Origin of the sequence: Thermococcus sp. 2319x1 (assembly GCF_001484685.1) — an archaeon.
Classification (GTDB): Archaea; Methanobacteriota_B; Thermococci; order Thermococcales; family Thermococcaceae; genus Thermococcus_A.
Genome location: NZ_CP012200.1, coordinates 253,368 through 268,437 on the forward strand (window position 1 = coordinate 253,368; position 15,070 = coordinate 268,437).

At 40.4% G+C, this 15,070-nt stretch carries 14 protein-coding genes, 1 tRNA gene and 1 pseudogene; 12 read left to right on the forward strand and 4 right to left on the reverse strand.

Features of this window, described 5'->3' with window-relative positions:
- Positions 1 to 11: 11 nt before the first annotated feature.
- From ADU37_RS11200 to ADU37_RS01420, 7 genes and pseudogenes are all read left to right on the forward strand, one after another.
- On the forward strand, positions 12 to 386 hold the full coding sequence (locus ADU37_RS11200; RefSeq protein ID WP_238981980.1) for a carbohydrate ABC transporter permease: 375 nt from the start codon (positions 12 to 14) through the stop codon (positions 384 to 386).
- Positions 387 to 1,028, forward strand: a pseudogene (locus ADU37_RS11205) (ABC transporter ATP-binding protein); the annotation flags it as partial.
- Between the two features lie 59 nt (positions 1,029 to 1,087).
- Positions 1,088 to 2,572: an L-fucose/L-arabinose isomerase family protein gene (locus ADU37_RS01400; RefSeq protein ID WP_058945946.1), complete on the forward strand. Its 1,485-nt coding sequence runs from the start codon at positions 1,088 to 1,090 to the stop codon at positions 2,570 to 2,572.
- A 25-nt stretch (positions 2,573 to 2,597) separates the two neighbouring features.
- Positions 2,598 to 4,511, forward strand: a complete 1,914-nt coding sequence (locus ADU37_RS01405) for an amylo-alpha-1,6-glucosidase (RefSeq protein ID WP_058945947.1) — start codon at positions 2,598 to 2,600, stop codon at positions 4,509 to 4,511.
- The gene (locus ADU37_RS01410; RefSeq protein ID WP_058945948.1) at positions 4,492 to 5,451 is read left to right on the forward strand and encodes a glycoside hydrolase family 130 protein; all 960 of its coding nucleotides are present in this window, start codon (positions 4,492 to 4,494) and stop codon (positions 5,449 to 5,451) included. Before ADU37_RS01405 ends, ADU37_RS01410 begins: the two co-directional genes overlap by 20 nt.
- 29 nt (positions 5,452 to 5,480) lie before the next feature.
- Positions 5,481 to 7,106 (forward strand): iron ABC transporter permease, encoded by a 1,626-nt coding sequence (locus tag ADU37_RS01415; protein WP_058945949.1) that lies wholly within the window; start codon positions 5,481 to 5,483, stop codon positions 7,104 to 7,106.
- Positions 7,100 to 8,113: an ABC transporter ATP-binding protein gene (locus ADU37_RS01420; RefSeq protein WP_058945950.1), complete on the forward strand. Its 1,014-nt coding sequence runs from the start codon at positions 7,100 to 7,102 to the stop codon at positions 8,111 to 8,113. The genes ADU37_RS01415 and ADU37_RS01420 overlap by 7 nt, the downstream gene beginning before the upstream one ends.
- Here ADU37_RS01420 and ADU37_RS01425 read toward each other — a convergent pair.
- Entirely contained in the window at positions 8,102 to 9,175 is a 1,074-nt protein-coding gene (locus ADU37_RS01425; protein WP_058945951.1) for a thiamine ABC transporter substrate binding subunit, read from the reverse strand. The two genes, ADU37_RS01420 and ADU37_RS01425, sit on opposite strands and share 12 nt — an antisense overlap.
- 157 nt (positions 9,176 to 9,332) lie before the next feature.
- On the opposite strand from ADU37_RS01425, the gene ADU37_RS01430 reads away from it, so the two are divergent.
- The 3 genes from ADU37_RS01430 to ADU37_RS01440 are packed head-to-tail and all read left to right on the forward strand — an operon-like array spanning position 9,333 to position 12,910.
- Positions 9,333 to 9,740 carry a hypothetical protein gene (locus ADU37_RS01430; RefSeq protein WP_144433163.1) on the forward strand — a complete coding sequence of 136 codons (408 nt, stop codon included), beginning with the start codon at positions 9,333 to 9,335 and terminating at the stop codon, positions 9,738 to 9,740.
- Entirely contained in the window at positions 9,737 to 10,873 is a 1,137-nt protein-coding gene (locus ADU37_RS01435; RefSeq protein ID WP_058945953.1) for a hypothetical protein, read from the forward strand. The genes ADU37_RS01430 and ADU37_RS01435 overlap by 4 nt, the downstream gene beginning before the upstream one ends.
- A gap of 3 nt (positions 10,874 to 10,876) precedes the next feature.
- A complete protein-coding gene (locus tag ADU37_RS01440; protein WP_058945954.1) occupies positions 10,877 to 12,910 on the forward strand; it encodes a DNA methyltransferase in 2,034 nt (677 codons plus the stop codon).
- Here the strand turns inward: ADU37_RS01440 and ADU37_RS11395 are convergent.
- Positions 12,907 to 13,077 carry a hypothetical protein gene (locus ADU37_RS11395; protein ID WP_158508479.1) on the reverse strand — a complete coding sequence of 57 codons (171 nt, stop codon included), beginning with the start codon at positions 13,075 to 13,077 and terminating at the stop codon, positions 12,907 to 12,909. The genes ADU37_RS01440 and ADU37_RS11395 overlap by 4 nt on opposite strands.
- Positions 13,078 to 13,083: 6 nt before the next feature.
- Positions 13,084 to 13,236: a CopG family transcriptional regulator gene (locus ADU37_RS11210; protein WP_144433165.1), complete on the reverse strand. Its 153-nt coding sequence runs from the start codon at positions 13,234 to 13,236 to the stop codon at positions 13,084 to 13,086.
- A 143-nt stretch (positions 13,237 to 13,379) separates the two neighbouring features.
- On the opposite strand from ADU37_RS11210, the gene ADU37_RS01445 reads away from it, so the two are divergent.
- Positions 13,380 to 14,264, forward strand: coding sequence for an IS6 family transposase (locus tag ADU37_RS01445; RefSeq protein ID WP_058945955.1), 885 nt, complete (start codon positions 13,380 to 13,382; stop codon positions 14,262 to 14,264).
- 104 nt (positions 14,265 to 14,368) lie between these two features.
- Positions 14,369 to 14,446 (forward strand) — tRNA-Gly (locus ADU37_RS01450).
- A 410-nt stretch (positions 14,447 to 14,856) separates the two neighbouring features.
- Here the strand turns inward: ADU37_RS01450 and ADU37_RS11215 are convergent.
- Positions 14,857 to 15,054 (reverse strand): hypothetical protein, encoded by a 198-nt coding sequence (locus ADU37_RS11215; protein WP_144433167.1) that lies wholly within the window; start codon positions 15,052 to 15,054, stop codon positions 14,857 to 14,859.
- Positions 15,055 to 15,070: the final 16 nt, after the last annotated feature.

Sequence of the window (15,070 nt, forward strand, 5' to 3'; positions counted from 1 at the left end):
GGAGGGTCTTAATGAGGAGGCCTAAATCTTTAACCCCCCTTTTCCTTTTACCAGCACTTGCTTTAATGGTTCCCTTTGTAATATACCCGGTGTTGAAGACGATATACTTAAGCTTCTTCCTTGACGGAAAGTTTGTTGGTCTGGAAAATTATAAGAATGTCCTGCTGAGTCCCGATATAATAAACCTAGATAGGTTCCCGGCCAAATCTCCTCCATGGGGAGCTCTGATCCACAACATAGTGTGGATAGCCATTCATCTTCCAGCTACTGTCTTTCTAGGGTTGGGAATTGCCCTTCTCTTAAGACGAAAGGAGGTTAAGGGGAGTTCTATAGTCAAGTCTATAATCTTCTTAGGTATGGTCATACCAATGATCGTTGGTGGTTAGGTGTTTTTGATGGATGAGCCGTTGAGTAATTTGGATGCTAAGTTGAGGGTTAAGATGAGGGCTGAGTTGAAGAAGTTGCAGAGGCAGCTTGGTGTGACGACTATTTATGTGACGCATGATCAGGTTGAGGCTATGACGATGGGTGATAGGATTGCTGTGATGAATCAGGGTGTTTTGCAGCAGGTTGGTTCGCCGGATGAGGTTTATGATAAGCCTGCGAATACTTTTGTGGCTGGTTTTATTGGAAGCCCGCCGATGAATTTTTTGGATGCTAGTGTTACCGAGGATGGGTTTGTGGATTTTGGGGAGTTCAGGTTGAAGCTTCTTCCGGATCAGTTTGAGGTGTTGGGGGAAAAGAACCTCGTCGGCAGGGAGGTGATTTTCGGCATTCGTCCGGAGGATTTGTATGATGCAATGTTTGCCCAGGTGAAGATTCCTGGGGAGAATATGGTTCGTGCAATGGTCGAGATTGTGGAGAATCTTGGAAGCGAAAAAATCGTGCATTTGCGCGTTGGAGATGTGACTTTCGTCGGCTCCTTTAAGTCGGAGTCTAGGGTTAGGGAAGGTGTGGAGGTCGATGTGGTGTTTGATATGAAGAAGATTCACATCTTCGACAAGACCACAGGAAAAGCAATATTTTAGCCCCTCCCCCCTTAAATTTTAAATCAATTCATGCATAACAAATGCCAAGGTGGTGTTGTGTGCTAGCCGTTATAACTTTCACAGATCCAAGGAAAACTGCCCTTTCGGTAGAGAGGGAAAAAGCCCTGCTGGAAAAACATAAAAATCTTGTAAAGGAACTGAAGTCCTCTAACTTTGAAGTTTTTGACGTTAATGGGGCTCTTGGGAAATATGAAGCCCTCGAAAGGGAAGAAAACTTTGGAGTTGATGATAAAGAGGAAGTCCTCAAAGCTTCCAGATTGATCGGATCAGGGGATATAAGTGGGATTATTCTTGGCCTGTGGCACTGGACGGAAAGTAACCTTGTAACTTTGCTGGCAAAAGAAACCAACAAACCCATGCTTCTCTACGCCGACGATGATCCAGCTTGGGCTGGGAGTACATGTATAACCTCTGTTGGAGCTTCCCTTTGGGAAAGTGCCGTAAACTATCATGCCCTGCACCATGTAAGGCTTAAGGGAGATGTGGAGAAAGTAAAAGCGTGGGCAAGGGCTGCAGAGGCTGTATCAAAGCTATCCAAAAAATCCTTACTTCTCTGGGGAGTTCCCTATACACTTGGAATGGAGCATTTAATGGACGACCTTCCAAGATTAAAAAGGTTTATAGGGGATTTTTTGATCCTCGATCAGTACACAATAATCAAGAGAGCGGATTCAATGATCAGTGATGAAAAAGAGCGTATTCGTGTTGAGGAGTTCTTTGACTGGCTGAATGAGAAGGTAAAGGTTAATTACGATAACAACATGCTAACTTCGGAGGTTTTAAGGAGACAGATAGCCATATACCTCGCCGCAAAGGATATCTGGAAGGAATATAAACAAGAAACGGCAGCTGTTTCGATTAAATGCCAGCCGGAGCTTAGTGAGATGTACGGAGTGACAGCATGTCTAATTCCAGCCCTCTTCCCGTTCAATGCCGATGCAAAAGGAGAAAAACCTGTTGTGCCAGCCACATGTGAGGGAGACGTGAAGGGAACTATAAGCTCTGCTTTACTCTTTTATTTGAGCGGAAAACCCCCGCTTTTTGGTGACATTAAATACGTTGACGATGAGATTATACTGATAGCAAACTGCGGTGCTTCATCTCTTTACTATGCAAAGCTCAGCGAAAACCCCGAAGAAAACCTCAAGGAAACAACCATACAAGGCCAATGCCAGGGAAAAAGCGGGGGAGCATTAACATATAGAACCCCACCAACTAAGCTCACCGTTGCAAGGCTTATAAGAAGAGGGGGAGAATACTATCTTTTATACTTCCTCGCAGAGGGAGTTGAGATCACTGAAGAAATCGAATCCAAGTTAAAATGGGGCAAACAATGGCCCCACACAGCGATAAGGAATCCCCTCGACAAGGAGAAGTTCCTAAATATAATGGGGGCAAATCACCTCTCAGCAGTTCCGGGAGATTTCACGGAGGAACTTGAGTTCGTATCAAGAATGTGGGGTATCAAAGCGGTAAATCTGAGAAAGAGGGAAGAAGTTGAGAGTTTTTTGAGCTCTCTTTAATCTCAATTCTCTGGAGGTTGAAGGGGTGTCAGTTATTCTCTCTTATAACGGGGCTTTTGCCGTTACGAGACAAAATGGAGATATGAAAGATAACTACGACGGTTTTTACATCTTCGATACCCGCTTTCTGAAGGGGATGAAGCTCAAGTTAGATAAGAACAGCGTGCTCATAGGAAGCTCCCAGGATGGCACAAGAAAGGCATATTCTCATTTTTCCATAGAAGGGGAAGTAGTTCTGTTGAGAAAGCGAGAAATAAAGGACAACTGGGCATATAGAGAGGAACTTCAGTTCTACAATACCTCAAAGAGGAAGGTGCACCTTAGGGTGGAGTACTCCTTTAAAGTTCCAATAGAAGATATTTTTGAAGTTAGAAAATTTGGAGGGCAGAAAATTAGACGCAGGATAAAGAGCCCTCTTGGAGACGAAAATGAGTATTCCTATACTGGAAAAGATAAAATCAAAAGAAATCTGAAGATCAAAACAAACATGAAAACTGAAAAAGGACTTGCATTTGCAGAGATTACTTTAGAACCCCTTGAGAAAAAGGCCCTCTACCTTGAGTTCGTTCCCGAGATTTCGAAGGAAGGACTTGAAATATTTTTGACAGAAAAGTCTCTTTTGCTTCCAAATGTTGTTTCGACAAACTTAACATGGCTTGATAGAGTTTTTGAACGGGCTATTGAAGATTTAACTGCCTTGACAGCGTACACCAACCATGGGGTTGTTCCATTTGCTGGGATTCCATATTATGCATGTCCTTTTGGAAGAGACAGCATTATCACATCGTGGTTTCTGCTTCCATATTATCCCCAGTATGCCGAGGGCACTTTAAAGTTCTTTGCCAAGATTCAGGGAAAGAAGTTTGATCCCCTTAACGAAGAAGATCCCGGCAAGATTCCCCACGAGTTTAGGTTTGGCGAGTTGTCCCGTTCGAGAAAAATGCCTTTTGCCCCTTATTACGGAACCGTAGATGCAACCCCGCTCTACGTTATTTTAGCCGCTGAATACCTTCGGTGGACTGGTGATAGGGAGCTAATAGAAAGACTCAAACCAAATCTGACTGCTGCGGTGGAATGGATTTTGAGGAGACTTGATGAAGGAGGGGGATACATAAGGTATACGGGAGGGCTCTTGGCTAATCAAGGATGGAAGGACTCGAAGGAAGGCATTCCAACTGAGGAGGGCACTCCTACTAAACCACCTGTTGCCTTGGTGGAAGTTCAGGGGTATGCTTATAAAGCCCTCGTGGATGCCGCTTCACTTGGATTAACTTCACTGGATCCCAAAATGCTTGAGAGGGAAGCGGAGGAATTAAAGAAACGCTTTAACAGGGATTTCTGGTGCGATGGCTTCTATGCTCTTGCCCTAGATGGAGACAACGTTCCATCTAAGGTGGTCTCTTCCAACATGGGGCATCTCCTATTTACCGGAATAGCTGAGCATCAAGGAGAAATAGCTGAAAGGTTATTCGAGGAGGATATGTTCTCCGGATGGGGAATTAGAACGCTCAGCTCAAAGGAAAAGGCCTATAATCCATTTAGCTATCACAATGGTAGCATATGGCCTCATGACAATGCGGTAATTGCCATTGGGCTTGCATCAATTGGAGAAAAGGAAAAGGTAAAAATGCTTGCAGAAGCGATATTTAAAGCTGCGAAGTTCCTTCCCAATTCTCAGCTTCCAGAACTCTTCAGCGGTCTTGAGAGTGAATATCCACTATTATGCCCTAGGGCAAATGCCCCACAGGCCTGGAGTGCTGCGAGTGTATTTGCACTTCTTACAGCTTTGTTAGGTCTTAAAGCTGAAAAAGAACTAACTGTTTCCCCCCTATTGCCCAAAAACTTTAAGGTTTCAGCGTTGATTAGGTTTAGAAGGAAGGCATACTTGATTGAATCTCAAGAGAAGGGGGTCGTTAGATTTGAAGAGCGAGATATTTGAAAAGATCATCAAAATAGAGGGGAACAAAATTGATATAAAGCCTCCAAAAAAGATTCCTCAGCCTATTTTGTCTCCCTCTAAAGAAGGTTTTGATTCAAGAAACACTTACAATCCTGCGGTTATTAAAGAGAAGGACAGAGTAGTAATGTTTTACAGGGCAGAATCCAAAGAAGATAAGCTGACGGGCAGGATTGGACTTGCAATAAGTTACGATGGCATTAACTTTTTTAGGCATCCAGAACCAGTAATTGAGCCCGAATACAAGTGGGAAAGTGTTGGGGTTGAAGATCCAAGGGTAGTGAAGGTTGGTAAGACGTACTATATGACTTACACCGGTTACGACGGTAAAACAGCGAGGTTGTGTCTGGCGACCTCAAAGAATATGCTAACATGGAAGAAACACGGGCCAATTTTTGAAGGTTTTGAGTACAAAAAGAACAACATCAAAGGCTGGACAAAAAGCGGCGCAATTTTGCCAAAAAGGCTTGAAAAAGGCATTTTTAAGGGGAACTATTTGATGTACTTTGGCGATTCAAATATCTGGATGGCAGTTTCAAAGGACTTGGTCAACTGGGAGTACATAAAAGAACCCGTGCTATCTCCAAGAGAAGGATACTTCGATAACGTTCTGGTTGAACCTGGCCCACCTTTGTTTGAGACTGGCTATGGGATAGCTTTGATTTACAATAGCGCTGGCAGATACGGGGATAAGTTAGAGTACAAAGTGGGAGTTGTGATTTTCGATAAAGAATACCCGGATAAGGTTGTTGCAAGGACTGAAACTCCACTAATGGTTCCGGAGTATGAATGGGAACTTTATGGCCATGTTAACAACGTTGTCTTTGTTGAAGGCATGGTAGAGCACGAGAACAAGGTTTTGCTGTATTACGGTGGAGCTGATAGGCATATTGGTTTAGCCTACTGGACAACAGACTTATAAAACCTTATAACTCATTAAATTCGATGAAAATGAAGTGGAGAAACTTCATAGTTTTCCTACCTCTTGTTTTCCTCTTCATGTTCTTTTATTTCCCTCTGATGAGCATATTGAAAGAGGGTCTGTGGGACAACGGGATTACGCTGAAGTATCTTCTCCGGGTAATCTCAAACAGCTATCACAGAAGGGTCATATTTTTCACTTTTTGGCAGGCACTTGTCTCTACACTCTTAACACTGTTGTTGGGTTTGCCTGGAGCGTATATCTTTGCAAAATATGACTTTCCGGGCAAGGGAATTTTAAAAGCCCTTCTAACGGTTCCCTTTGTAATGCCCAGCATCATGGTTGCCTTGGGCTTTATACTCTTATTTGGACGATCCGGAGTAATTGCACAGCTGATTGGAAGAGATCCGGGCATTCTCTATTCTTGGAAGGCAATAATTCTGGCTCACGCCTTTTACAACTTTCCCGTGGTTGTGAGAATGGTATCTTCATTATGGCAGCGCATAAACCCCCACTACGAAGAAGCCGCCATAAGCTTGGGGGCAAGGGGATTCACCCTCTTTAGGAAAATAACCCTTCCAATGCTCATGCCGGCTATATTTGCCTCCTCAATGCTGACATTTGTCTTCTGCTTTTTGAGCTTTTCAATCCCGTTAATCCTTGGCGGATACCAGTATGCTACAATAGAAGTTGACATCTTCACATCAATAATGACCCTCTTGGACTTCAAAACAGGAGCGGCTCTGGCTATAATTCAAATCATTTTGAGCTTTATTTTTATGTACCTCTACTTAAAAAGCCTTGACCTTTATGCAAAGGCCGAGGAACAGAGGATATTTAGAAAGCCAGTCCCTCTAACCTTGAAAGAACTTTTGAGTGTTAATGGAGCTTTTATAGTCCTTTATTCTGCTTTGATATTCATCTTTATCCTGTCTCCTTTGATAGCTGTTGTTTACCACTCCTTCACCTATGGAGGCAGGTTTACCCTCGAATGGTACAGGAGGGTTTTCTCCCCGGAGTATAACCCCATATTCGGTGCAAACAGCATAACAGCAATCGGGAATTCCCTTCTCTTTGGATTTTCTACAGTTCTTATTTCCACTCTTTTGGCCTTGAGCATAGCTTACATAATGTACAGATGGGAATTTAAAGGCAAAACCCTTTTTGATGCACTTGTGATGTTGCCCTTGGCATCTTCCGCAATAACCCTTGGCTTGGGATACATAAGGGCTTTTCATAAGCCTCCTTTGAATCTCTTGGGCACCTGGTATCTGATAGTCTTCGCGCACACGATTATTGCCTACCCCTTTGTTCTAAGGGCAATCTCCACGGTGCTGAAGAAGATAAAGCCCAGCCTAAAGGAAGCCGCCATGAGCTTGGGAGCCAACGAACTCAAAGCATTCTTGAAAGTTGAGCTTCCTCTCGCTTTTGGAGGAGTTATCGTGGGAGCGATATTTGCCTTTGCGATGAGCATAGCCGAGCTTGGAGCCACCTACATGATATACAAGCCAGAATATACCACAATAACCATCGCAATATATCGCTTTTTAGGCTCACGGCAACTCGGTCCAGCATCAGCAATGTCCGTTATTTTAATGGTGGTCAGTACAATAGCCTTTATTCTAATTGAGAGAACGGGGGAGGAGATATGGTGAGGTTAAGACTTGAGGACATAGAGTTTAAGCAGGCGAATTTCAGGCTCGATATTCCTTCCCTAGAGGCAAAACCGGGAGAGTTTTTAACCTTGCTCGGCCCGAGTGGCTGTGGAAAGACAACAACACTTAGGATAATAGCCGGCTTTGAGAAGCCGGACAGGGGGAAGATATACTTTGATGATACCGTTATGAACGATGTTCCTCCATATGAAAGGAACATAGGCATTGTCTTTCAGGATTATGCTCTCTTTCCGCATATGACGGTTTATGACAACATTTCCTTCGGTTTAAAGCTCAGAAAGCTCCCCAAGGAAGAGATTAAAAGACGGGTCTCATGGGCTCTTGAGCTTGTGGGTTTGAAGGGATTCGAAGACCGTTATCCTGAGCAGCTGAGCGGTGGTCAACAGCAGAGGGTTGCACTGGCAAGGGCTTTGGTGATAGAACCCCGGCTTTTGCTTTTAGATGAACCCCTTTCCAATCTCGATGCAAAAATAAGGGAAAGGCTTAGGGGAGAAATAAAAAGAATTCAAAAAGAGCTTGGAATAACCACAATTTATGTTACCCACGATCAGGAGGAAGCTATGGCAATAAGCGATAGGATAGCAGTTATGAGCGTTGGAAAGATAGAGCAGGTTGGGAATCCGCTGGATCTCTATTACAACCCAAAAAATGAGTTTGTAGCCCAGTTTTTGGGTCTTTCCAACATTCTGGAAGTTATTGCAGAAGGGGGCAAGGCATGTGTGGGGAGCCTCTGCTTTGAAGTTAAGACAGAAGGGAGAGTAAAGATATTCTTTAGGCCGGAGAGCGTTTATATCGAAGAGGGAGACATGGGAGAAATAGTGGACTACGAACTGCTCCCGGGTAGAATACGGCTCAAGGTTGATGTGGAGGGCAAGGTTATAATCGCAGAAAGGTTCTTGGATGAGGTTCCATTTTTAATTGAAAAGATGCCAAAAAAAGTTGGAATAAAGGTGAAGAGTTTTTCGATACTTAGTTCATCCCCTTGAAGCTATTATCTCTTCTGGGCTCTTTCCTTCCACCATTAGAGCCGTCCATTCCTTAATCCAGCGTTCGAAGTTCTCCTTTACGTATTCTGGGTCAAGGGTTACGGGTTTTATCTCTTCTGGTTGAAGGGCATATTTAAACACTTCTGGCAGTTCAACGTTCGGGTTTACGGGATACATCCACTGGTTGGTGGGAATAGCACTTTGGAAGTCTTCTGTGAGCATGAACTCTATGAACTTCTTTGCCAGTTCTTTGTTCTTTGCACCTTTTACTATTCCCGCTCCCTCTATCTGCATGTAGTTGCCCTCTTCGAAGGCTATAGCCTTAACGTAGGTTATGTTGTCGTAATACACCGTTGCAGCTGGTGATGTAGCGTAGCTAAGAACAAGGGGGAATTCACCGTTCATAAAAGCTGTCCATGCCTCTGTCCATCCTTTAACTATGTGGACGTCATTTTCCTTAAGCTTCTTCCAGTAGTAAAGATAGCCATCGTCTCCATATACCGCTATCGTCCACAATAGAAATGCTGCCCCGGGGGAAGATGTCCTGGGATCTTCAATAACGAGCTTTCCTTTCCACTCCGGTTTTGTAAGGTCTTCAAGACTCTTTGGTGGATTTTGGATCATATCTTCCCTGTAGTTTATTGCAATATACCCATAATCATAGGGGGTCAGGTGGAACGTTGGGTCAAAGATGAGGTTTTCTGGGACAAGGTTTATGTTCTCTGGTTTGTAGGGTTCTACTACTCCAGCTTCGATTGCCTTTGCTAAAAGACTGTTGTCTACTCCTATGACCAAATCGGCTCTTGGGTTATCTTTTTCCAAGATTAACCTGTTTAGAACCTCTCCAGCATCTCCAATGAGCTGGAGTTCAACTTTAACTCCGTATTTCTCTTCAAACTTTGGAATTACTTCACTCGCAATATATTCAAAGCTATCGTAGGAGTAAATAACGAGCTTTTGTTCTTCTTCCACGGTGCTCTCTGTTGATGTTTGGCTCTGCGTAATGCATCCAAGGGTTGTTGCTATCAAGAGAAGTCCCAAAATGACCGCAAACCTTTTCATGCTCATCACCTAAAACCCGTTTCTATTCTTTCAAAACTGTGTTCTAAGGAGGGTTTAAAAACCTTCCCTCATCGGGTTCTGTTAACTTATTGTTGGTATGGTAGGGTGGGGTAGTAGGGAGCAGTAAGCTTTAAAAACTTTAAACATATACTCTATTATGGTGTTTAAGATGCTAAAACTGGAGTTTTATGTTCCTCGTGCTTTGGAGGAAACTCCAGATGTTAAAGAGATAGAGGAATTATTGAATGAAGTGAAATCTTCACTTAACATAAATGTACAGAAATTTGTTATTGATGAAAGTGGAGAAGAAGACCTAAAGTCTAAAATTCTTTGGGGATTATCTGTTGCCAAAAGAATAAGGATAAAACAAACAAGGAAATCAAAATCTCTATACCCACAATTAGTTGTTTTTGGAAATAATAAACCGATAACATTTTATCCACAGGCAAGAGCTGGAGAAGAAATAACAATTAAGGAGTTTTTGGAAGGTTTGTTGAAAGGAGAGATTAGATGTTTGCATGAAAAGTTTGAAATTGAGGATGAGTTAAGAGGTGAAAGAAAATGACTTCGCAAGACATTTTAGATGTATTTGAAATTGAAAAAATCGAAAAGGATATTTTACTTAAATTCGGTTGGTTATTTAAAAACTCACTAGATGAATTTAGCACTTCTGTTGATCGAAGCTTGGGCTATTTGGATAAGATCATTCTTCCGACAATAATGGCAAGTAAACAGGATAAATCGTATAACCCGTTCTCAGAAATAATTGAGAAATATGCCATTCATATCTTAACTCACAAATTAGAAAAAGAAGGTTATAAACTCTTACCTTTGGGGTATTCTGCAGACTTAACTCTTGAAAACAAAGACCACATTCTGAGTATCGACATAAAGACAGCCAATCTTGACAACCCATCCGATTTTAGGAAAACTATAAACGTGGGTATCAATCAAATGACACATATAGCTAAGTTACGCATCAATAGAGAATTTTTACCCGGCCCGTTTTTCGTGTATCCTACAATTCCACCCTATTATAAGTTCCCAGATGGAAGAATAAAATTAATCCTTACCTATGGACTCCTATTTATCTATCCGTCTTATAGCGATTTGGTGAGAGAAATAAGACAAGACTACACAGAACTGTTCGAGTTTTTCGGAGATAAAGTAAGGAAAGCTCTGATACCCATACTGGTAAAACTATTAAGGGTAAATGAAAAGAAAGCAGAGCAAATTCTAAAGAGTAAACCCAAAAAATCAAGATATACACGCGAAGAGTTGATCGCAGAAAGTGTTATTCGTGGTATCTTCATTCATGAACAAGAGAGAGATGAATTACTAAAAAGCCTAGACATCAATTCAGAAGATAAGAAGATTATAGAAACCTTTTCTGAAAAACTAAAAGAATTCACAAATAAATTGCGTGAAAGAGATGTTAAACCAATAGCTATAATCGCTATAGCAATACCTAATGGATTGCTAAAAGAAAAATACCTCGATAAATTTGTAAGCGGTAAAAATTACTCCAAATCCGCAAGATATCATTATGAGGATGGCATTTTTGAGATTATCAAAGAAAAAACAGGTGATAAGTTCCCTAGGGTTCTCTTCCTTGACGTTAACGAGGAATACCTTAGTGAGCTAAAGAGGTATTTTGACGAAATTGTAATTCTTGACTATCAACTAAAGAGGGTGTGAAAAATGAGAGATATTATTCTACATGGAGATGTATATGCTTGCTTAGATCAACTTGAGGACAACTCAATAGCGGTAGCTATTACCTCGCCACCTTATTGGAAACAAAGAGACTATGGATTTGATGGACAAATTGGACAGGAAAATACTCCAGAGGAATACATCGGAAGATTGGTTGTTGTGTTTAGCAAGTTAAGACAAAAAATGCGTGAGGATGGAGTATTTTTCTTAAATGTTGGAGATAAGTATCTACATAGAAGATATGGAAAATCCCATCTTTTGCAAATTCCGTACAGGTTAGCGTATCATATGATAAAAGATGGTTGGTATCTGGAAGATGTTATAATTTGGTATAAGCCAAACCACATGCCATCTTCTGTAAAAGACAGATTTACTAATACTTACGAACCTGTGTTTGTGTTTGCCAAAAGTAAAAATAACATATACAAAAAAGACTCGAATAACGTGGTTAAAATCCCATTACAGCAAACACCCTGGAGACATACCGCAGTGTTCCCAGAAAAATTGGTTGAAGAAATGTTAAATAGAATCAATCTAAATGATGGAGACTTAATACTTGACCCTTTTGCTGGAACGGGAACTGTTGCTGTTGTTGTAAAAAAGATTAGGAGCGGTTTAGTTCCTAAAAGAATTTTCTCTATCATGATAGAGAAGGGAGACCACTTCATTGACATAATTAAGAAAAGAGTAGGTATAACGGACATAAAAAAAGTTGGTGATGTACCTTATGAATGGAAACCCGTACAAGAGAAAAAATTGCCTAAGGATATAGAACCCAAAGAAATACTTACAGATAAACATGGAGAAGTTTTTATCGCTGATACGAGTGATGAGTTTCTTTCTGCTTTGAAAGGAATTACAACAGAAAAATTCAAAGATTTTCATAGAGAGGATGCCCTCTACTTCTTTGGAGTCAAAAACTGGACTATACTCGACTTGTACTATATTCACTCAATTTACTATGAGGGATATGTTTTAAGAAACATGTTAGTGGTTTCAAATGGAAAAAAATGGTATCCTATTTTTATGTTTGCAAAAGATAGTACAAGAACAGAATATAAGTTCTACCTTGATCGTGTTAGGATAAGATCAAAAACTAAAGAGAATAGAAATTGGTGGAATGAAGATTTCATAGGTGCAAAGGTAAGAGATATTTCTGGTAAAAAGACGAAAGAAGGAAGAATAGTTAAAATTATTGAAAGATACAAGGATGGTTTCCCAAAAATAGTTGTCGTTAAATGGGATGGATATGCGTCTATAGAATTTGTTCTTCATCCTGAGGAAGATGAATTTATAATGGAAGGTTTAATATTCAAATGCCCTATATGTGGGCACAAATTAGAAGAACCTTATGATCCTGCTGGTAAAAACATATGTCCATCTTGTGGAAATGCATTATGGACAAATATCAAAACTGTACCTACGATAGAAGAACCGAAAGAAATTACTGAAGTAATTGTAAAGTTAGAAAATATAAATTACAACGTAGGTGAAGTAATTAAAATAGAGGAATTTGAAGAAATAAGAAAGAAAACAAAAAGCAAGTTTATAGAGTTGGAGAGAATAAATTGGGGAGCATCTCCTGGGGCAAGAAAACTCATGCTTGGTGAGTACTTCACAAAAATGAGGCTCTATAGAGTAGATCAACCAACAATAGCACAGTATCTTACAATTTTAAGGAAACATAAGGGTCTAAGTATTCAAGATATAATTAACAAACTTCCAAAGTCATACAAACATACTGTTGGGCATTGGTTTAGAAAAGACTTTGGTGGGTCAGTACCAATTCCAGAAGATATACCCTTGCTTAAGGAAATTTTTGGAGTAGAGAATAATTTACTAAATGTGTTGGAGAGAACAGCACTAAAATTCCAAACAGTAAAAACATCAATAAAAGGCAAAAATCCAGGAGATTTTATCGAAGAACTAACTGATATAGATCTTATTCACTATCTAAAAAAATTGTACATTCCTCCACAAAAATATACCAAACTTATAATGTTAAAAGAAAGAGGTTAGATTCCATTTAATTTTTCACTTTCCTTTATCCTTTCCTTAATCTTCTCCTCCCATTCTTCATACTTTAAAACTCCTTTCTCTTCAAGTAATTCAACTAATGCAGATAGCATATCATCTAATAACTCAATTTCTTCTTTTAGCTCTTTAACCTCTTCTTCTTTTGCCATTTTCATTCACCCTTTCTTTTTCAAATAACCCTTTTCAGATAAATAAGCTAAAACGATATTCCTTACTATTTCTGAATCTCTTTCTCCAATTTTTCCTTTAAGCTCTTTCTCTATTATTTCCCAAGCTCCATCTGGTATGCTGACCAATACTCTTTTCATTTCCCATCACCTATAAGATATATTAGTATGTCATCTTTATAAAGTTTACGATACTTGTGTAATTCTCCAAAGCAATAAAACCGAAAACTTTAAATAACTTTTATATCATAAATATATCATATAAGATATACAGGTGATATAAAATGAAGTGCAAGTACTGTGGCTCGGAAAATGTAATCAAATACGGAAAAAGCAAAGGAAAGCAATGCTACTTCTGCAAGGATTGCAGGCACAAGTTTGTTGAAAATGGTACTTTTGTTAAGATGAGAACAAAGGATAAAGTCATAGTCACTGCCTTGGATTTGTATTTTGAAGGATTATCAGTTAGAAAAGTTCAAAGACAAATAGCAAAGATATTCGGAGTGAAAGTAAGCCAAGTAGCAATCTGGAAATGGATAATGAAGTATTCTAAGCTTGTTAAAGAATTTGTTGATAATCTGAAGGTTGAATTAAGCGGGAATTTCCATGTTGATGAAACTATGATAAAGTGCGATGGAGAATATAAATGGTTCTGGGAAATAATTGATAATGAAACTAAATTCTTAGTTGCCACTCACTTATCTGGAGAAAGAACGATAGAGGAAGTTATTAAGCTGTTTAAACAAGCAAAGAAAAGATCTGCTGAGAGACCAAAAAGAATAGTTGTAGATGGTTTATGGGCTTATGAGAAAGGTTTCAAGAAAGTTTTCTACAGCAGGTATAAGGAGCATAGAGTTGAATTTGCGAGAAAAGCTGGAATAAGAGCAAGAGAAACAAATAATGTTGTTGAGAGATTGCATGGAACTTTAAAAGATAGGCTAAAACCGTTAAGAGGATTAAAAAGTGAAGAAACGGCTAAGATTTGGTTGGATGGTTGGTTTGTTTACTACAATTTCATAAGACCTCATTTAAGCTTAAAGGGTAAGACACTCGCTGAAGCTTGTGGAATTGATTTGGAAATGGAGAATGGTTGGGAAGACTTGATAAAAGAGGCTACCTCTTATCAAACCAAGTTGACAAGGTTTGTTTCTAACGAATCGGAGATTTAAACTCAATAAATTTTTTATTTTTCATCTCACCAACAATAAGTTAACAGAACCCCTCATCGCAAACTTTATAAATCCAACTCCACTCATGTTAAAACAGCTGGCATGCGGTGGTAGTCTAGCCTGGTCTAGGACACCGGCCTTCCAAGCCGGTGACCCGGGTTCAAATCCCGGCCACCGCACCAAATTGATTTTGGAGTTTTGTGGCCATTGTTAACTCTTAAATATTTTGGGGCCTAAATTCTATGTGGTTGAATACTACCCCCCATAACCTCCACAAATCTGTAGAATGACGATCTTCACCGTGAGGATTCTGAGGTTCCTCTCAAACCCGATGCCACTGCACCTTATGTTGCCTCCCTTAAGGTAGTGGAGTTCAGTATCCGCAGGGTTCTCGGAGGCTATAATGCTTCTTACTGCCCCTTAGTTTGTCCATACCTTAAACGTAGGCTCTGCAAGTGTTTCCTTTGAGAATACTTCCGTTCTCGAGCGCTATCTCAAGGTCTCAGTTGAGGAAATAGCAATAAAAATCAGCGGGACCTTTAGTAGCTCGAACAGCGTTTTCTCCTCTTCCGGCTCTTCGATTTCCTCAAACTCAGCCTCCAGCTCGTTTATGCCACCGGTGCTGATGATGAGCCCTATAATCCGGTGCTTGCTCGTCCTTGTTCATCTTCTTGCTAACGTTAACCATGGCCTCATAGAGGGCCTTCTTGGTTCCCGGACCGTGGGGCCAAGGAAGTTTTGGGTTGTAACTATCTCCAATGCCATGATGGCTTGTTATGTTTTGAGGCACTCATAAAAGTTGCGCC